Source organism: Sodalis sp. RH16, assembly GCF_047324245.1.
Lineage (GTDB): Bacteria > Pseudomonadota > Gammaproteobacteria > Enterobacterales > Enterobacteriaceae > Acerihabitans > Acerihabitans ligni.
In genome coordinates, this window is record NZ_CP178737.1 from 2,159,571 (window position 1) to 2,179,347 (window position 19,777).

Sequence of the window (19,777 nt, forward strand, 5' to 3'; positions counted from 1 at the left end):
ACCCTCCAAGGCAGGACAGTTAACATGAAAAACGTTGGTTTTATAGGCTGGCGCGGTATGGTCGGTTCGGTGCTCATGCAGCGCATGGCCGAAGAACGCGATTTTGACGCCATCCGCCCGGTATTCTTTTCAACATCCCAGCATGGCCAGGCTGCGCCGGTCATTAACGGACAACAAGGGATGTTGCAGGATGCCTATGATCTGGACGCGCTCAGCGCGCTGGATATTATCGTCACCTGCCAGGGTGGGGATTATACCAACGAAATCTATACAAAGCTGAAGGAAATCGGCTGGCAGGGTTACTGGATTGATGCCGCGTCCTCCCTGCGCATGAACGATGACGCCATCATTATCCTGGATCCGGTGAATCAGGCGGTTATCCAGCAGGGTTTGAACGACGGTATCAAAACCTTTGTCGGCGGCAACTGCACCGTCAGCCTGATGCTGATGTCCTTAGGCGGGCTGTTTGCCCATGATCTGGTGGAATGGATTTCCGTGGCCACCTACCAGGCGGCTTCCGGCGCCGGTGCCCGCCATATGCGCGAACTGCTGGTACAAATGGGCCAGCTTCATAACGAAGTGGCCAAGGAATTGCAGGATCCGGCTTCGGCGATTTTGGATATCGAACGTAAAGTCACCGCCTTGACCCGTAGCGGCACCCTGGCGACGGATAACTTCGGTGTCCCGCTGGCAGGCAGCCTGATTCCCTGGATAGATAAGCAGCTGCCAAACGGGCAGAGCAAGGAAGAGTGGAAAGGGCAGGCGGAAACCAACAAAATCCTGAATACCGGGCATGTGATTCCCATTGATGGTTTGTGCGTGCGTATCGGCGCTTTGCGCTGCCATAGCCAGGCGTTCACCATCAAGCTTAAGCAGGATGTCGGATTACAGGATATCGAGCAGATGCTGGCGACCCACAACGATTGGGTTAATGTGGTGCCCAATGATCGTGAACTGTCGATGCGTGAATTAAGTCCGGCTGCGGTCACCGGTACGCTGAAAACGCCGGTGGGCCGTTTGCGTAAGCTTAACATGGGACCGGAGTACCTCGCGGCGTTTTCCGTGGGGGATCAACTGCTATGGGGCGCGGCTGAACCATTACGCCGCATGCTGCGCCTATTGGCCTGATCTTCCCCCGCCATCTATACACCGGTCCCAGGGCAGGGGACCGGCAGACGCCTGCTTGGTTGAACTTTCTTTGTTCCACGTCAATATATTAATAAAACTTAACAATCAATCTTCTCCTCTGTGATCAATCTCGACTTATTGCAATGATTAACAATAGAAATCTTGCAGCGAAGTGATGAATTTTCAATAGTTTAATAAATGATTTAAATTTTCATTGTTGAGTATTAATCTTTCCTTTAAACCTTTGTCTATGCTTATTATTGGATGGGTATGGTTATGCCCACAGTGAAATAATCCTTTGAAGGGATTTCTGAGCATGCTGTCATCCCCCATTTTTCTTGCCGACACGGTCGGCAAGGATCGCTGCGCTTTGGGGAAACTGGGATGTGTGATGAAAGGATACGAACTGAATTTTTTGGAAATATTCTTTTATTTCATGGAGTAATCTAAGGAAGAATACCATGTCGGGATTTCCGGGCCATGAGGTCATCACAGCTTTGGTTTCAGGACGTTATGCGGATCCATTTTCAATTTTGGGTATGCATCTCACCAGCGAAGGATTGGAGATCAGGGCGTTATTACCAGACGCCAGTGCCGTGACATTAATTGAAAGTAAAACCGGACGTAAAATCACGGAATTAAACTGTGAAGACGACCGCGGGTTTTTTTCGGTGTTATTAAGCCGGCGCAAAAAACCGTTTCGCTATCAATTCGCCGTCACCTGGCACGAGCATACTTATATTATTGAAGATCCATACCGTTTTGGTCCCCTATTGCAGGACATTGATAGCTGGCTGCTGGCGGAAGGCACCCATTTACGGCCCTATGAGCGCTTAGGCGCCCACCCTGACGTTTTAGACGGGGTTGAAGGCATGCGTTTTGCGGTCTGGGCGCCCAATGCCCAGCGCGTTTCAGTAGTGGGCCAGTTCAATTTTTGGGACGGCCGGCGGCATCCCATGCGGCAGCGGCGCGAAAACGGAATTTGGGAACTGTTTTTACCGGCGGTAACGATCGGTCAGCTGTATAAATATGAAATCATCGACTGCAATGGCGAAACCCGTCTGAAAGCGGATCCTTATGCCTTTGAAGCGCAGATGCGCCCGGAGACCGCTTCGGTCACGCGGGGAATACCCGCCATTGCCGATGGAGATCCGGCCAGGAATGCAGCCAACGGGCGCCACCAGCCCATTTCCATCTATGAAGTGCATTTAGGCTCATGGCGCCGTCATGTGGAAAACAACTACTGGCTCAGCTACGGAGAATTGGCCCAACAGCTGGTGGATTATGTCAAATACATGGGCTTTACCCATCTCGAACTGTTGCCCATCAATGAGCATCCTTTCGACGGCAGCTGGGGCTATCAACCCTTGGGTATTTACGCGCCCACCCGGCGTTTCGGCACGCCGGAGGATTTCCGGCTGTTTATCGACGCCGCGCACCAGGCAGGCATCAACGTACTGCTGGATTGGGTGCCCGGCCATTTTCCCGGCGATGAATTCGGCCTGGCGAAATTTGACGGCACCTCCTTGTATGAATATGCCGATCCCCGCGAAGGGCTGCATCAGGACTGGAATACCCTGATTTATAACTACGGCCGCAACGAGGTGCGCAACTATCTGGCGGGCAATGCTCTGTTCTGGCTGGAGCGGTACGGTATCGACGGGTTACGGGTGGATGCCGTGGCGTCGATGATCTATCGCGATTATAGCCGGCCGGCGGGCCAATGGGTGCCTAATCATTACGGCGGCAATGAAAATCTCGAGGCCATCGCCTTCCTGCGTTACACCAATCATACCGTCGGCACCCAGCGGGACGGCGCCATTACCGTGGCGGAAGAATCCACCTCGTTTTCCGGCGTCACCGCGCCCCCGGATTCGGGTGGGCTGGGATTCCATTACAAATGGAACATGGGCTGGATGAACGATACGCTGCGCTATATGCAGCTGGATCCGGTGCACCGCAAGTATCACCATCATCAAATGACCTTCAGTATGGTCTATGCCTACAGTGAAAATTTCGTCTTGCCGCTTTCCCACGATGAAGTGGTGCATGGTAAACAATCCATTCTCAACCGCATGCCCGGCGATGTCTGGCAGAAATTCGCCAACCTGCGCGCGTATTACGGCTTTATGTGGGGCCATCCGGGCAAAAAACTGCTGTTTATGGGCAATGAATTCGCCCAATGGAAAGAATGGAACCACGATGTCAGCCTGGACTGGCATCTGCTTGACGATGCCGACAACATGCACAGCGGCGTGCAGCGGCTGGTGCGGGATCTGAATCAATGCTACCGGCAGCATTCGCCGCTCTATGATCTTGATTACCGCTATGACGGTTTTGAGTGGCTGGTGGCGGACGATGCGGAAAATTCGGTGTTCGCGTTTTTGCGCCGCGACAGCCATGGCAATGAAATGATCGTCGTCAGTAACTTTACGCCGGTGCCGCGCCTGGGATATCGCATCGGTATTCCGACTCCCGGCCGCTGGCGCGAGGTGCTCAACACTGACTCTCAGTATTACAACGGCAGCAATATGGGCAACAGCGGCGAACTGCACAGTGAACAGGTCCCCAGCCACCACCGTGAGCATTCACTGCTGCTCACCGTGCCGCCGCTGGCGACCATTTTCCTGGCCAGGGAGGCGTGATGATCCCACGGCCCGCCGGTTCCCCGGCCCCACAGGACGCTGGCTTTGACGGTGAAGGCGGATTGTCCGCCGGCTTTGCCGCGCCGATGGCGGACGCTGACCACGGTGAAAATGCGATATCCGCCGGCGCCGCGTCGCCGTTGGGGTCGAGTTATAACGGCAGCGGGGCGAATTTCAGCCTCTATTCCGCCCATGCCGAACGGGTGGTGTTATGCCTGTTCGATGAACAGGGGCGGGAGAGGCAAATAGATTTGCCCGGACGCACCGGGGATATCCGGCACGGCTATCTGGCCGGCGTAAAGGCCGGCCAGCGATACGGCTATCGCCTTTACGGCCCGTTCGAGCCCCGGCAAGGGCATCGGTTCAATCCGGCCAAGCTGGTCATCGATCCCTGCGCCCGGGCGCTGGACGGCAAGGTGCCCGATGACCCGGCCCTGAACGGCGGCCTGGCGCAGCCCGATACCGCCGATAGCGCGTCGGCGATGCCGAAATGCCTGGTGGTGGATGAGCGTTACGACTGGCAGGAAGACGAATTCCCCGCCGTGCCCTGGGGCGAAACCGTGATTTATGAAGCCCATGTGCGGGGGCTGACCCGATTACATCCGGACCTTCCGCAGTCGGTGCGCGGCACCTATGCCGGCCTGGCGCATCCGCTGATGATTGACTATCTGCGGCATCTCGGCATTACCGCCGTGGAGCTGTTGCCGGTGCAGCTGCATGTCGATGAACCGCGCCTGCAGCGGCAGGGCCTGCGCAATTACTGGGGGTATAACGTGCTGGCGCCTTATGCGGCGGAGCCGGGTTACGCCTCCGGCCTCGACGGTAAAAGCGCCCTGGATGAGTTCCGCGATATGGTGAAAGTACTGCACCGGGCGGGCATCGAAGTGATTTTGGACGTCGTGTTCAATCACAGCGCGGAACTGGATGTCGAGGGACCTACGCTCTCGCTGCGCGGTATCGATAATGCCGCTTATTACTGGCTGGATGAAGACGGCGATTATTGCAATTGGACCGGTTGCGGCAACACCCTGAACCTGAGCAGCCCGGCGGTCGCCGCCTGGGTGCTGGACTGTCTGGCCTTCTGGCGCCGGACCTGCCATGTGGACGGCTTTCGTTTCGACCTGGGCACGGTGCTCGGCCGCACCCCGGATTTCGTACGCGACGCGCCGCTGTTTGCCGCGCTGCGGGACAATCCAGACCTTGCGGGCTGCAAGTGGATTGCTGAACCTTGGGATATCGGGCCCGGCGGCTATCAGGTGGGACAATTCCCGCCGCCTTTCGGCGAATGGAATGACCATTTTCGTGACGATATGCGCCGGTTTTGGCTACACGGCGATGTGCCGCTGGGAACGTTCGCCCGGCGTTTTGCCGCCTCCAGCGATCTCTTTGGCGCCCAGGGGCGATCCCCCTGCGCCTCGGTAAATATGCTGACCGCCCACGACGGTTTTACCCTGCAGGATGTGGTGAGCTACAACGAAAAACATAATCAGGCCAACGGTGAAAGCAACCGCGACGGGGCCGGCGATAACCATAGCAACAACCATGGCCAAGAGGGACCCAGTGCCGAACCCTCGGTCCGGCAGGCGCGGCGGGATAGCCAGCGGGCCTTGCTGGCAACGCTGTTGTTGTCCCAAGGCGCGCCGATGCTGTTGGCGGGAGATGAACTGGGCCACAGCCAGCAGGGCAATAACAATGCCTATTGCCAGGACAACGAATTGACCTGGCTGGACTGGCGGCGGGGGGATCGGGAATTGGCGGACTTTACCGCCGCCCTGATCCGCCTGCGCCAAAAGATACCCGCCCTCACAGACGATCGCTGGTGGTGGGAGAACGATGAGCAAACGGTACTTTGGTTAAATAGCCGCGGGCAGGCATTGAACGCACAAGAATGGGAACAGGGCGAACGCCAAATGCAAATCCGGCTCTCCCGAGATCATCTCTTTGTGATCAACGCCACGACAAAAGCCTGTGAAATGACCTTACCTGAAGGGAAGTGGACGTTAATTGAACCGTTCAAACGCCCAGAACAACCGGGATCGGCCGACCACTTTTTCGTGGAAGCCCGTGCGGTTTATGTGCTGGTAAAACGATAATAAGGAGTCGGCCATGGTTAGGTTTGAAAGTAGTGACCCGGTGATGTTGGCCAGACAATTACCCATTCAGTCCGTCGCGTTGATTCTGGCGGGCGGACGTGGTTCGCGTCTGAAGGATCTGACCGCTAAACGCGCCAAACCGGCGGTACATTTTGGCGGAAAATTCCGCATCATTGATTTTGCGCTATCCAACTGCCTGAATTCCGGCATTCGCCGTATCGGCGTGATTACCCAGTACCAGTCCCATACCCTGGTGCAGCATATCCAGCGCGGCTGGTCTTTCCTTAATGAGGAAATGAACGAATTCGTCGATCTGCTGCCGGCGCAGCAGCGCTTCGCCACCGAAAACTGGTATCGCGGCACGGCGGATGCGGTGTATCAAAACCTGGATATCATCCGCCGCTACCGCGCCAAATATATCGTCATTCTGGCGGGTGATCATATCTATAAAATGGACTACTCCCGCCTGCTTATCGATCATGTGGAAAAGGGGGCGAAATGCACCGTGGCCTGTTTACCGGTTCCGCGTCACGAAGGCAGGGATTTTGGCGTGATGGCGGTTGACGATGAGTATCGGGTGCTGGATTTCGTGGAAAAACCGGCGGATCCGCCGGCCATGCCCGGCTCGCCGGATCAGGCATTGGCCAGCATGGGCATCTATGTCTTTGATGCCGATTATCTTTTCCAACTGCTGGAAGAGGACATGCTCATCGACAGCTCCAATCATGATTTCGGCAAGGATATCATTCCGAAGATCACCGCCGCCGGAGAAGCCTGGGCGCACCCCTTTACCCTATCCTGCGTCTCCTCCGCCGAGGATGATTCGGCGCCGCCCTACTGGCGCGACGTGGGCACCCTCGACGCCTATTGGCGCGCCAATCTCGACCTGGCATCGGTAACGCCGGAACTGGACATGTACGATCAACAATGGCCGATCCGTACCCATATGGAGCCGCTGCCGCCGGCCAAGTTCGTGCAGGATCGGGCCGGCAACCATGGGGTGACCCTCAATTCGCTGGTGTCCGGCGGCTGCATTCTCTCCGGAACCCATGTCATGCATTCCGTCCTGTTTCCCAGGGTGAGGGTGAACTCATTTTGCACCCTGGATGAAGCGGTGGTGCTGCCGGATGTCAATGTGGGCCGCTCCTGCCGGCTACGGCGCTGCATTATCGATCGCGCCTGTTCCATTCCCGAAGGCATGGTGATCGGGGAGAACGCCGAAGAAGACGAAAGACGATTCTATCGCTCTGAAGAAGGAATCGTACTGGTGACACGCAAAATGCTGGCGAGTCTAAATTAATTAAGCCGATTACGTTTGCGGTCATAGAACAGCAATAAGATAAGAATGGGAGCGATAATGCAGGTTTTACATGTATGTTCCGAACTTTTTCCCCTACTGAAGACCGGGGGGCTGGCGGATGTGGTCGGCGCTTTGCCCGCCGCGCAAATTATCGAAGGCGATGATGTGCGGGTGCTGCTGCCCGCGTTTCCGGATTTACGTAAAGGTATACCGGATACCCGCATCGTGAATCAGTTCGATGCGTTTAACCAGCACGTCACGTTATTATACGGCCGGTTTAACGGGGTCGGAATCTATCTTATCGATGTCCCCAGCCTCTATGACCGTCCGGGCAGCCCGTATCACGACCAGGATCAGTATGCCTATATGGATAACTACCTGCGTTTCGCGCTGCTGGGCTGGGTGGGCAGCGAAATGGCCACCGGACTGGACAGGACCTGGCAGCCGGATATCGTGCAGGCCCATGACTGGCACGCCGGATTGACCTGTGCCTATCTGGCCGCCAAAGGCCGGCCGGCGAAATCGGTGTTCACGGTGCACAACCTGGCCTACCAGGGGCTGTTCTCCCCGCGCCACCTGCCGGAGCTGGGGTTGCCCGAGGGCTATTTCCAAACCTACGGCATGGAGTTTTTCGGCCAGATATCCTATTTGAAAGCCGGGCTGTTTTTCGCCGATCATGTCACCACCGTCAGCCCTACCTATGCCAGGGAAATCACCCAGCCGGCGTACGGCTACGGCATGGAGGGGCTACTGCTTTCGCTGCAATCCCAGGGGCGCCTGACGGGTATTCTCAACGGCGTCGACGACGCTATTTGGAACCCGACCCACGACCCCATGCTTTCCACTCGTTATAACCGCGACGTGCTGGAAGCCAAGGTTCATAACAAACGCCACTTGCAAACCGCCATGGGCTTGACGGTGGATGAAAAGGTACCCCTGTTTGCCGTGGTCAGCCGCCTCACCAGCCAAAAGGGGCTGGATTTGGTGCTGGAAGTCCTGCCGGATTTACTGGACCAGGGTGGCCAGCTCACGCTGCTGGGGGCCGGCGACGCCACCCTGCAACAGGGATTCCTGGCGGCGGCGGCGGAATACCCCAGCCAGGTGGGTGTGCAGCTGGGTTATCACGAAGCCTTTTCCCACCGCATTATCGGCGGGGCGGACGTGATTATGGTGCCCAGCCGTTTCGAACCCTGCGGACTGACGCAGTTATACGGCTTGAAATACGGCACATTGCCTTTGGTGCGGCGCACCGGCGGGCTGGCGGATACGGTGACCGACAGCTCGCTGGAAAACCTCTCCGACGGCATCGCCAGCGGTTTTGTGTTTGAGGATGCTACAGCGGCCGCTTTACAGCGGGCAATCCGCCGGGCTTTTGTGTTATGGTCAAGACCTGCCCTCTGGCGCTTTGTTCAGCGACAGGCGATGGGGCTGGATTTTAGCTGGCATGTCGCCGCCCGGGCTTATCAGTCTCTGTATCAACGCTTGTAGATATTCACTGATGGGGAATGAATGTCATGAACTCACCGTTTATTTATGCCTCACCCACGCTCAGCGTTGAAGCGCTGAAACATTCCATCGCGTATAAGCTCATGTTTACCATCGGTAAAGATCCTTCCGTGGCCAATAAACATGAATGGCTGAATGCGACGCTACTGGCGGTGCGGGACCGCATGGTAGAGCGCTGGCTGCGTTCCAACCGCGCCCAGCTGTCACAGGATGTGCGCCAGGTATATTATCTTTCGATGGAGTTCCTGCTCGGCCGGACGCTGTCCAACGCGCTGCTGGCCATGGGCATCTATGACGATACCAAAGCGGCCCTGGAGGATATGGGGTTTGAGCTGGACGACCTGCTGGAAGAGGAAAACGATCCGGGGCTGGGCAACGGCGGCTTGGGGCGGCTGGCCGCCTGTTTTCTTGATTCAATGGCGACCCTGGCGTTGCCGGGACGGGGTTACGGTATTCGTTATGAATACGGCATGTTCAAACAGAATATCATCAACGGGCAGCAGGCCGAATCGCCGGATTACTGGCTGGAATACGGCAACCCGTGGGAGTTCATGCGCCACTCCACCCGTTTTAAAGTCCGTTTCGGCGGACGAGTGCAGCAGGAAGGCGCCAAAACCCGCTGGGTAGAGACGGAAGAGGTGCTGGCATGCGCCTACGACCAGATCATCCCCGGCTTTGATACAGACGCCACCAATACGCTACGGCTGTGGGGAGCGCAGGCCAGCAATGAAATCAACCTGGGCAAATTCAACCAGGGGGATTATTTCGCCGCGGTAGAGGATAAAAACTTTTCTGAAAACGTCTCTCGCGTGTTATACCCGGACGATTCCACCTATTCAGGCCGCGAATTGCGCCTGCGCCAGGAATACTTTTTGGTTTCCGCCACGATGCAGGATATCCTGAATCGCCACTGGCTGATGCATCAAACCTTCGATAATCTGGCGGATAAAATCGCCATCCATCTTAATGATACCCATCCGGTGCTCTCGATCCCGGAATTAATGCGCCTGTTAATCGACGACCATAAATTCACCTGGCAACAGGCCTGGGACGTGGTCTGCTCCGTTTTCTCCTATACCAACCATACCTTGATGAGCGAAGCGCTGGAGACCTGGCCGGTGGAGATGATGGGCAAAATCCTGCCCCGGCATTTACAAATCATCTTTGAAATCAATGACCACTTTTTGAACGGCGTACAGGAAGACATTCCTGATGACCCCGCCCTGCTGGCGCGGGTGTCGATTATCGACGAGAACGACGGCCGGCGGGTTAGAATGGCCTGGCTGGCGGTGATAGCCAGCCATAAGGTGAACGGCGTGTCCGCCCTGCACTCGGAGCTGATGGTACAGTCTCTTTTCGCCGATTTCGCCCGTATTTACCCCGATCGTTTTTGCAATAAAACCAACGGCGTTACGCCGCGCCGCTGGCTGGCGCTGGCGAACCGGCCGCTGTCGGCGGTGCTGGACGAGAATATCGGCCAGACCTGGCGTACCGATTTAAGCCAGTTGGAAGAGATAAAAGGCCAAATCGATTTCCCGGCCTTTATCCAGGACATTCAGAAAGCCAAGCTGAGCAACAAACGGGCCTTAGCTATCTATCTGGCGCGGGAGCTGAATGTCGTCACCGATCCGGCTGCCTTGTTCGATGTACAGATCAAGCGTATCCATGAATATAAACGCCAACTGCTGAACGTGCTTCACATCATTACCCGTTACAATCGTATCAAACAGGATCCTGACCTGGAGTGGGTGCCGCGGGTGAATATTTTCGCCGGCAAAGCCGCATCGGCCTACTACATGGCAAAACATATTATCCATTTGATTAACGATGTCGCGGCGGTAATCAACAGCGATCCGGTGGTGAAGAACCGGCTTAAAGTGGTCTTTATTCCCAATTACGGCGTCAGCCTGGCGCAATTGATTATTCCGGCGGCGGATCTGTCGGAACAGATCTCCCTGGCGGGAACCGAGGCCTCCGGCACCAGCAATATGAAATTTGCCCTCAACGGCGCACTGACTATCGGCACGCTGGACGGTGCCAATATCGAGATGGGCGAGCGTATGGGGAACGAAAATATCTTTATTTTCGGTAATACCGCTGAACAAGTGGAAGAACTGCGACGTAAAGGCTATAACCCGCGCGAGTATTTCGACCAGGATGCCGAACTGAACCAGGCGTTGACGCAAATCGCTACCGGCGCCTTCAGCCCCGGCGAACCCAACCGTTATAGAAATTTGTTCGATACCCTGGTGAATTTCGGCGATCATTATCAGCTGTTGGCGGATTATCGCAGCTATGTGGATACCCAGGATAAAGTGGATCTTCTCTATCACAATCAGGATGAATGGACGCGCCGTTGCGTAATGAATATCGCCAGCATGGGATATTTCTCTTCGGACCGCACCATCCAGGAATATGCCGATGAGATTTGGCATGTGAAACCGATACGGTTGTAGTGAAGCAACGCCTATTGCCACAGCCGCCGACGGGTGAATTCTCGTCGGCGGTTAAGTTTGTCAGGCAATAAATGAACATATTTTGCGCGTTTACGATAAATTTATAACCCCCCTCCTAAGTGATTACACTGTAATTTAAATATAGCCTGACGAAAAGTAAACGCTACTTTCGCGGGATGAAAATGTAATGCTCATCACAAATTAACGACTTAAAATTAATGTAACCACAGTTAAAAAGCGTTAGGAAATAAATCACATAAATCAAAAAACCTTATAATACAATCATTAAAAAACGCTTTAGTGATTCATATTTCTGTGATGCGCTGTAAGCATAACAAGAATATTAATGGGCATTAGTCAGGACTCATTCAAAAAATATAATGGGAATATGAAAACAGACCAGCAAGATTAACATCTTAGGGAAATAGCATGCATATCATTGATGTTGTCGAAAAGACCAAACCCATTGCCTCTCCTATTCGGAACGCATACATAGATTTTAGTAAAATGACCACCAGCCTGGTTGCCGTTGTTACCGATGTCGTCCGCGACGGGCAGCGCGTGGTGGGTTATGGCTTTAATTCCAACGGACGCTACGGGCAGGGCGGCTTGATCAGGGAGCGTTTTCGCAATCGGATTTTGGAGGCGCCGCCGGCAGCGCTATTAAATGAGGCAGGGGATAATCTTGAGCCTTCCCGTATCTGGGACATCATGATGACCAATGAAAAACCCGGCGGCCACGGAGAACGCTCGGTTGCCGTCGGCACCCTGGACATGGCTATATGGGACGCCACGGCGAAAATTGCCGGCAAGCCCTTGTTCCGGTTGCTTGCCGAAATGAAAGGACGTAAAGCCAATCCCCGTGTTTTTGTCTACGCGGCAGGGGGATATTATTACCCAGGTAAAGATCTTACCGCCCTGCGCACGGAAATGCGTAGTTATCTTAATCGTGGATATAATGTCGTCAAAATGAAAATCGGCGGCGCCTCTATTGACGAAGATCGCCGGCGTATCGATGCGGTATTGGCCGAAATAGGCGATGAAGCCAGGCTGGCGGTGGATGCCAATGGACGATTCGATCTTGAAACCGGCATCGCCTATGCCAAAATGTTGCGTGAATACCCTTTATTCTGGTATGAAGAAATCGGCGATCCGCTGGATTATGCGCTACAGGCGACCATTGCCGAATTCTATTCCGCCCCGATGGCTACCGGGGAAAACCTGTTCTCCCATCAGGATGCCAGGAATTTGCTGCGGTATGGCGGTATGCGCCCTGACCGCGATTACCTGCAGTTTGACTGCGCCTTGTCTTACGGCTGTGTGGAATATCTGCGGACCCTGGACGTGCTGGCTGCATTCGGCTGGTCTCCGTCGCGCTGCATCCCTCACGGCGGTCATCAAATGTCCCTCAATATCGCTGCCGGTCTGGGCTTGGGCGGCAATGAAAGTTATCCCGACCTATTCCAGCCTTACGGCGGTTTCCCTGATTCTGTCCGGGTTGAAGAAGGCCATATCGTTATGCCTGAACTGCCGGGGATCGGCTTTGAGGGAAAATCGGATCTGATTAAGGTTATGCGGGAGCTGGCGGAATAAACCAAACATAATGGCTTGGTATAAAAAGACTTCCTATTATGCCAAGTTATTATGCCGTTTCGCCGCTTAAGGGACAGCTTACCGATCTGTCAAATCCACATGCTGTATTTTAAGATTGTTTATTTATGACACCTTTAATTATGGTCGGCACGACGGGGGAAATATTGATGAAGCATTCTGTTTTTATTGCGTGATAATCTTGAAATTGTAAGTGAAAAAAATAACAGCCTATAACCAATTTTAATTAAATGACTGTTATTGAGATTGAAAATAATATTTTTTATAGATTAAGCAATACCATTAGATAGCCATCGGTCATGTTTCCTACATTACAATTATGAGGCATAATATGTTTACTGAAGTATTATATCGCGTTGCTTTCCTGATTGCCGTATCTTTATTGGGATGGTACGTTGGGAAAAAATTTAAAATCAACAGTAAAGATATTTCCGGCTTATTGATTTATGTCTTCACGCCGGCCGCCTGTTTTATACTTATCTACGAATCCCCGGCCACGGTGGGGTATGTTGTGTATACCTTTGTTTTTTATATCGGTGCCAGTATCGCCGCACTCATCGCTTTCGCTATCGGCAAAGTGGTATGGAAAGACAGCCGCGCTAATTTATTTGGCGCGGTTGGTGGAGCAGGCAACGTCGGTTATTTTGTCTTGCCATTGGCTATCGGCCTGTTGAAGGGCACGGAATATGGAGCCGTGGCCATTGCCATTGTGGTTTTTGTCAAAGTATCGTCAAATATCTATGAGTTTACCACGGCTTTTTATCTCACCGCACGGGGAAAAAATTCCATCGTCGACAGCTTGATACTGGTCATGAAGATGCCGACGCTTTATGCTTCTGCCCTGGCCCTGGTGCTTAAACATTTCAACGTTGCTCTTTCTCCCATCGTGATATCCGGAATGGATACCTTTGTCGGCGGATACAGTGTATTAGGCATGATGATAATCGGGTTATCCCTGGCCAAATATGAAAAGCTGATCCTGGATTGGAAATTTATCGGTCTGGCATTGCTGTGGAAACATGTGATTTATACCGTGGCGGTGATCGTCCTGTTCTCTTCATGCTTCAATCTCTCTCAGCCTGAAAAAATAGTCGTAATTATGATCGCCTGTAATCCTTTGGCCAGTAATATTTCCGCGGTTGCCACATTATTGAATGTTCACCCTGAAAAAGCGGCATGCGCTATTATGGCAAGTACGCTTTTAGCGGTGATCACCGTTCCGTTTACTATCTCCCTGGCGCTGAAACTAATCTAAACACCATAACGGGTTTTTTTGTACAAGAAGGAGGGCATAATAGATTACATTGAAATTACTGATAACAGCGTGGCGCAGGTTTCTATGCATCAGAATATTCAAATAGAGTTAATCTGGCTCGAAGACTGTTTAGCCTTGAAGCAGACATTAAATTTTTCACAGGCCGCTTCAATCAGAAATATCACCCAGCCGGCGTTCAGTCGCCGGATTCAGTCTTTGGAAGGATGGATCGGCACAATGCTGTTTCAGCGTTCACGACGCAGCGTCACGCTGACAAAAGCCGGTGAAGTCTTTTGCGACGAGGCGGCGACGCTCATCAACCTGCTGTATAACGCCCGCAGGAAGACGCTGGAAACCTCGGAGTTATACGATGCGGAAGTTGTTTTTACTGCTACCCATTCTTTATCTTTTGCCTTTTTTCCCTCCTGGATAAAGAGGAGTAAAACCGCCAATCTCCTCAACACTTTTCAGCTGGTTTCCAATACCATGCGCGCCTGTGAAAGGATATTTACCCAAGGACAATCTCAATTCCTGCTTTGCCATCATCTTCCCAAAATGAACCTTAAGCTGGAATCCGGCGACTACATAAGCATAAAAGTCGGCTCGGATAATATGGTATTGGTCAGCGCTCCCGACCCGGATAGCGGCAAGCCTAAATGGAGCCTGGAAGATAAGGCAATTCCCTTCCTTTCCTACAGCGGCGAATCCGGCCTGGGAAGAATCTTATCCGGGCAACCGGCGGTGGTGAAATTGACCAGGCATATGCGGACGGTATTCACGTCTGATTTAGCCAGCACGCTTTTGGCGATGGCGGTGAGCGGGGAAGGGGTGGCCTGGCTGCCGTTTTCCATTGCATTAGGGGAGATGCTGCAAGGCAACCTGATGCAGGTGACGCCAATCGATACTGAATTGAAGATACCGGTTGAAGTTCGCCTGTTCAGACACGCCGCCCCGATGACCCGTACGGCGGAAGAGCTATGGGAGCATATCGTGCAAAACGCCGCGTTGACACCGGACTGATTAGCGGCGCTTCCCGCGGTGTTGCAAAGTCAACCGTCTCTCCCCGCGGTAGAAGACGGAACCATTTAGCGCCGCGCCTATGGGAGGAAAACCCCGGCGCAGCCGTCGTTTGCGCTACGACGCCAGCGACAGCGACCGGCCGGTCCTGGCGTGTTCCGCCAGCCACTCGCTGATATGCTGTTTTTGTTTATCATCCAGCCACATACCCAGCTTGGTACGCCGCCAGATAGCATCATCAAGGGCCACCACCCATTCGTGCGCCACCAGGTAATTCAGCTCCACTTCGTACAGACCGTGGCCGAAGTCTTCGCCGAGATCCATCATACGGGCGGTTCCCTTCAGCAGCAGTTCGCTTTGGCTGCCGTAGGTGCGGCTATACCGGCGCGCCAGGCTTTCAGGCAGAAAAGCGAATTTACGCCGCAGGGTGGCGGCATAATCATCCCGATCGCCATGGAGATCGCCGCCGGGCAATATCGCGCCTTTGGTCCAGGCTCCGGATGCGGATGGGTAATACTTCGCCAGCTTGTCCAAGGCATGTTCCGCCAGCTTGCGATAGGTGGTGAGTTTACCGCCGAACACCGACAGCAACGGGGCTTTGCCGTGTTCGTCGGTTACCGACAGGGTATAATCGCGGGTTACCGCCTGGGGAGAGTCGGATTCATCATCACAGAGCGGCCGGACGCCGGAATAGGTCCAGGCAATATCTTGGCGGCTTAACGGCTTTTTGAAATGGGCATTATAGACGTTCAATAGATAATCGATTTCGTTTTCATCAATGGCCACTCCCTTCGGGTCGCCGTGATATTCCACATCGGTGGTGCCGATAATGGAAAATTCATCCAGCCAAGGGATGACAAAAACGATGCGGTGGTCTTCGTTTTGCAAAATATAGGCTTGCTGGCCGTTATGCACGCGTGGCACCACGATATGGCTGCCCTTGATCAAACGGATGCCGTATTGAGACGGCAGCTTCAGGCTGTCATCAATAAACTCCTTCACCCACGGGCCGGTGGCGTTGGCCAATCCCTTGCACTGCCAGGTCAGGGTTTTGCCGGTTAAGGCATCCAGCGCTTCAACATGCCATAGGCCTTCTTTACGCCAGGCACGGGTCACCTTGGTCCGGGTACGCACCTCGCCCCCTTTGTCCAGCACTTCCTGCGCATTGGCCACCACCAGCCGCGCATCGTCCACCCAGCAGTCGGAATATTCAAAACCGCGCACAATCGACGGTTTCAAAACGGAATCCGCGCCAAAACGAATACCTCTGCTGGCCGGCAGGCTGGTGCGTTTGCCCAGATGGTCGTACATAAACAAGCCGAGGCGGATCATCCAGGCCGGACGAAGATGGGGGCGATGGGGCAGACGAAAACGCATCGGGAAAGCGATATGCGGCGCCATTTTTAATAAAACTTCCCGTTCAGCCAGGGCTTCGCTGACCAAACGAAATTCGTAATGTTCGAGATAGCGCAAACCGCCGTGAATAAGTTTGGAACTGGCGGATGAGGTTGCGCAGGCCAAATCATCTGCCTCCAGCAGCAGCACGGAGAGTCCGCGCCCGGCTGCATCGGCCGCAATGCCGGTCCCATTGATGCCGCCGCCAATCACAATCAGATCTTTGGTTTCCACAATCGCTTCCTCCAGATGTTCGAAAATGGTTCTTTTATTTTCGTTTTCGCTCAAGATTGTAATCGAAAACCAACATCTATGCCAAGTCTCTGTTGAAAATTTAAACTTATGCGTGATGGAGGTAACAGTTTCACCGGATCTGCTAAAAGGAATCCCGATGGAAAAAGGCTAGACGCCGGTGGAAGGATTGCTAAACTGGAAAAGCCCCGTGTGGGGGAAAATCTATGACTTCAAGCGAGGCGGCGGAGCACTATGGAACACTTTGAGTCGATAAGCGTAGAGCAGGCCCGTCAGCGTTTGCAGCAGGGCGATGCCGAATTGGTGGATATCCGCGATCCGCAAAGCTATGCCGCCGGGCATACGCCGGGAGCGTTTCACCTTACCAACGATACTCTGGGCGCATTTTTGCAACGGACCGACCCCGAACGTCCGGTCATGGTCATGTGCTATCACGGCAACAGCAGCAAGGGCGCCGCGCAATATCTGCTGCAACAGGGTTTAAAAGCGGCCTACAGTATCGACGGCGGATTTGAAGCCTGGCGAAATGCCTTTCCCGATGAAATCGCTGTCGCCGAATCAGCACAGTCATAAGGCCGGCCCTATCCCCTCGCCCCATCCCCGGCCTGTTGGCGGTGAAGGCGAGGTGTTTAAATCGCTCATCACTCTGCGCCATTTTTCCATAATAGAAATTGACCGCCCGGCATTAACTTATTATGATAATTTCCTCAATATAGCATTTAGCGCAACAGACGAATTTTTATGGAGGATATATTATTTATTTCAGTTACTTTAAATTAAATAAAAATGTTTTACCTATAAATATGATAAGGCGTTATCTAATAGCTAAGGGATGCTGGAAAAATAAATCAAGCACATCGGTGTGCATCTATTACTATCGCCAATATTATAAATAAAGATCATCTTCTTGTGCCTAATATAATGTTCCTTAAAGGTAAATCAAACTTATCATCATGTATCCACTAGTCTTTTTTACTTTGAAATTGAGGCTCATTCAAAAACCTCCGTTAACATGGCCATCAAGATAAATAAGTGTACTGATGATAATAGTTATGAAGTTCCATAAATAAAGCTGTTGTCAATATTTCTATTAATATGAGGTACTAACAATGTAAAAGATCATTTTAGGCTTATTACTCAATGCCAATATTGCATAAATTAATAAATACCATGAGAAAAGATGCTCTAATAAATATAATATTGGATATCTCATGACTTTCATAAAATCAATTGCACTGCTTATCATCTCCCGCTAAATCAAATATCAGATAAAGAGAGACGATAATCTTTTCCAGGGAATCAAAGGATATTTCTATGCTAGGACGGCATTATCATTACTTGCCCGCCCATTATTTTTTGCCGGCCAGGGTGTCGTTATGGCCGGTGCTGCTAAGGCCAATGTTGTTATGGTCAATGCTGCTATCGCCGCTCTGCTCTTTTCAGGCCTCGGCCAGCCAGGGCGGCGGACAAGATATGCACCAGCAGGCGCAGCAAAAGGCCCTTGAACGGCAATTAACGCCGCAGGCGCCGGATATCACGCTTTCCGCACCACCTTCGGACCGTTCGGCGCTGGTTTTTCCCACTGAATCTCCCTGCCAGATAATTCATCGCATCACAGTGGACGGCACCGACGCCTTGCCGCGCTGGCTGCGGCTCAAGGATTTGACCGGGCATGCACAGGGCCATTGCCTCGGCGCCCAGGGGATCAATCAATTAATGGCCGCACTGCAAAACCGGCTGACCGATCATGGCTGGATCACCACTCGCGTATTGGCGCCACAGCAGGATCTGCGCAGCGGGAATCTCAAATTGGTGATCTTACCCGGCCGGGTGGGTGAGGTTCGCTTTAGCGATGATTCTTCAAGTCACGCCGCCTTAGTAAATACTGTCCCGGCTCGCAAGGGTGATCTCTTAGACCTGCGGGATATCGAACAGGGCCTGGAAAATATGCAACGGTTGCCCACGGTAAAAGCCGATGTCGAGCTTAACCCCGGGCAGCTTGCCGGTGAAAGCGACATCCGTATCCACCGCAGCCAATCACGCTACTACCGTCTGGGAACCTGGCTGGACGACGGGGGCACCCAGGCCACCGGACGATACCAAAGCGGCCTGATGCTGGCTCTGGATAATCCGTTGTCCTTCAGCGATTTGTTTTATGTCACTTTGGGCCGGGATTTAGGTTTCGCCGGTAAAAAACAAATCAAAACCTACGGCGCCCATTATTCGGTACCGTTCGGCTATTGGCTGTTCAGCGTCAACGGCGGCCATTATGACTACACGCAAAACGCGGCGGAAATCGCCACGCGCGTCCCGCAATATAAACGCTATCAGGGCGACAGCGGCAACCTGTCGGTGCAGGCAAAGCGGGTGGTGCACCGCGGCGCCAGCCATAAAACTTCGCTGTCCTATGACGTCATGACGCGTAAGACTAAAAACTCCTTCAATAATAACCGGTTGGACAACCATACGCGGCGTACCAGCGCTTGGAAAATGGGGTTATCCCATCGCCACCATATCGGCGCGGCAACCCTGGATGCCGGATTGAGCTATCAGCAGGGCACTCGCTGGTTCGGCGCCGTGCCTGCAAACGAAGAATACATCGGCACCGGCACCGCGCTGGGGAAAATCACCCGCTGGTCCGCTCTGCTCAATGCGCCCTTCTTCCTGGGGAGCGAACGTTTTCGCTACGTGGCGCAATACAGCCATCAATTGAGCCACAGGCTCCTGACGCCGCCGGATCAATTCGCCATCGGCAACCGCTGGACGGTGCGCGGTTTTGACGGCGGGCGCACCCTCAGTGCCGATAACGGCTGGTATCTGCGCAACGATATCGCCTGGCGCACCCCGGTGCCGAGCCAGGAACTCTACCTGGGCATCGATTACGGCGAATTGCACGGCAGAATCGACAGCAAGTCTCCCGGGCGGCGCCTGGCGGGGGGCGTGACCGGGTTGCGCGGCGCTTGGTCCGCCATCGGGCTTTCTTACGATGTGTTCAGCGGCGTCCCCCTGTCGAAACCGGACGGACTGGGAACCGACGGGCTCGCCTTCGGATTCAATCTGATTTGGCAGCACTGAATCATCATCTGCTATTCCCCCCATCACATGGACGCGGCATTTGG

General features: G+C 53.6%; 12 protein-coding genes. 11 read left to right on the top strand and 1 reads right to left on the bottom strand.

Annotated elements, in window-relative coordinates:
- Positions 1–24: 24 nt before the first annotated feature.
- The 9 genes from asd to ACL2XJ_RS09865 all read left to right on the top strand — a co-directional run bounded on the left by asd (position 25) and on the right by ACL2XJ_RS09865 (position 15,014).
- Positions 25–1,128: an aspartate-semialdehyde dehydrogenase gene (gene asd / locus ACL2XJ_RS09825; protein WP_132923779.1), complete on the top strand. Its 1,104-nt coding sequence runs from the start codon at positions 25–27 to the stop codon at positions 1,126–1,128.
- 461 nt (positions 1,129–1,589) lie between these two features.
- The gene (glgB, locus tag ACL2XJ_RS09830) at positions 1,590–3,773 is read left to right on the top strand and encodes a 1,4-alpha-glucan branching protein GlgB (protein WP_413726384.1); all 2,184 of its coding nucleotides are present in this window, start codon (positions 1,590–1,592) and stop codon (positions 3,771–3,773) included.
- An 86-nt stretch (positions 3,774–3,859) separates the two neighbouring features.
- Entirely contained in the window at positions 3,860–5,866 is a 2,007-nt protein-coding gene (gene glgX, locus ACL2XJ_RS09835) for a glycogen debranching protein GlgX (protein ID WP_413726877.1), read from the top strand.
- A gap of 13 nt (positions 5,867–5,879) precedes the next feature.
- Positions 5,880–7,166 (top strand): glucose-1-phosphate adenylyltransferase, encoded by a 1,287-nt coding sequence (glgC, locus tag ACL2XJ_RS09840; protein ID WP_413726385.1) that lies wholly within the window; start codon positions 5,880–5,882, stop codon positions 7,164–7,166.
- A 57-nt stretch (positions 7,167–7,223) separates the two neighbouring features.
- Positions 7,224–8,654: a glycogen synthase GlgA gene (glgA, locus tag ACL2XJ_RS09845; protein ID WP_132923776.1), complete on the top strand. Its 1,431-nt coding sequence runs from the start codon at positions 7,224–7,226 to the stop codon at positions 8,652–8,654.
- Between the two features lie 26 nt (positions 8,655–8,680).
- Positions 8,681–11,128, top strand: coding sequence for a glycogen phosphorylase (gene glgP / locus ACL2XJ_RS09850; RefSeq protein ID WP_413726386.1), 2,448 nt, complete (start codon positions 8,681–8,683; stop codon positions 11,126–11,128).
- 429 nt (positions 11,129–11,557) lie between these two features.
- Positions 11,558–12,721: a mandelate racemase/muconate lactonizing enzyme family protein gene (locus ACL2XJ_RS09855; RefSeq protein WP_132923774.1), complete on the top strand. Its 1,164-nt coding sequence runs from the start codon at positions 11,558–11,560 to the stop codon at positions 12,719–12,721.
- A gap of 349 nt (positions 12,722–13,070) precedes the next feature.
- A complete protein-coding gene (locus tag ACL2XJ_RS09860; RefSeq protein ID WP_413726387.1) occupies positions 13,071–13,994 on the top strand; it encodes an AEC family transporter in 924 nt (307 codons plus the stop codon).
- Between the two features lie 84 nt (positions 13,995–14,078).
- Positions 14,079–15,014 (top strand): LysR family transcriptional regulator, encoded by a 936-nt coding sequence (locus ACL2XJ_RS09865; protein WP_413726388.1) that lies wholly within the window; start codon positions 14,079–14,081, stop codon positions 15,012–15,014.
- Between the two features lie 114 nt (positions 15,015–15,128).
- On the opposite strand, the gene glpD is transcribed toward ACL2XJ_RS09865, so the two are convergent.
- Complete coding sequence (gene glpD, locus ACL2XJ_RS09870) at positions 15,129–16,640, bottom strand: glycerol-3-phosphate dehydrogenase (protein WP_413726389.1); 1,512 nt, start codon at positions 16,638–16,640, stop codon at positions 15,129–15,131.
- Between the two features lie 252 nt (positions 16,641–16,892).
- Between glpD and glpE the strand changes: the two genes are divergently transcribed.
- Both glpE and ACL2XJ_RS09880 read left to right on the top strand, forming a co-directional pair.
- Positions 16,893–17,231 (top strand): thiosulfate sulfurtransferase GlpE, encoded by a 339-nt coding sequence (gene glpE / locus ACL2XJ_RS09875; RefSeq protein WP_413726390.1) that lies wholly within the window; start codon positions 16,893–16,895, stop codon positions 17,229–17,231.
- An 825-nt stretch (positions 17,232–18,056) separates the two neighbouring features.
- Positions 18,057–19,733, top strand: a complete 1,677-nt coding sequence (locus ACL2XJ_RS09880) for a ShlB/FhaC/HecB family hemolysin secretion/activation protein (protein ID WP_413726878.1) — start codon at positions 18,057–18,059, stop codon at positions 19,731–19,733.
- Positions 19,734–19,777: the final 44 nt, after the last annotated feature.

Excerpts from the sequence above, each read along its gene's own strand:
- asd (WP_132923779.1), top strand. The coding sequence starts at position 25 with ATGAAAAACGTTGGTTTTATAGGCTGGCGCGGTATGGTCGGTTCGGTG.
- glgB (WP_413726384.1), top strand. The coding sequence starts at position 1,590 with ATGTCGGGATTTCCGGGCCATGAGGTCATCACAGCTTTGGTTTCAGGA.
- glgX (WP_413726877.1), top strand. The coding sequence starts at position 3,860 with ATGGCGGACGCTGACCACGGTGAAAATGCGATATCCGCCGGCGCCGCG.
- glgC (WP_413726385.1), top strand. The coding sequence starts at position 5,880 with ATGGTTAGGTTTGAAAGTAGTGACCCGGTGATGTTGGCCAGACAATTA.
- glgA (WP_132923776.1), top strand. The coding sequence starts at position 7,224 with ATGCAGGTTTTACATGTATGTTCCGAACTTTTTCCCCTACTGAAGACC.
- glgP (WP_413726386.1), top strand. The coding sequence starts at position 8,681 with ATGAACTCACCGTTTATTTATGCCTCACCCACGCTCAGCGTTGAAGCG.
- ACL2XJ_RS09855 (WP_132923774.1), top strand. The coding sequence starts at position 11,558 with ATGCATATCATTGATGTTGTCGAAAAGACCAAACCCATTGCCTCTCCT.
- ACL2XJ_RS09860 (WP_413726387.1), top strand. The coding sequence starts at position 13,071 with ATGTTTACTGAAGTATTATATCGCGTTGCTTTCCTGATTGCCGTATCT.
- ACL2XJ_RS09865 (WP_413726388.1), top strand. The coding sequence starts at position 14,079 with ATGCATCAGAATATTCAAATAGAGTTAATCTGGCTCGAAGACTGTTTA.
- glpE (WP_413726390.1), top strand. The coding sequence starts at position 16,893 with ATGGAACACTTTGAGTCGATAAGCGTAGAGCAGGCCCGTCAGCGTTTG.
- ACL2XJ_RS09880 (WP_413726878.1), top strand. The coding sequence starts at position 18,057 with ATGTTGTTATGGTCAATGCTGCTATCGCCGCTCTGCTCTTTTCAGGCC.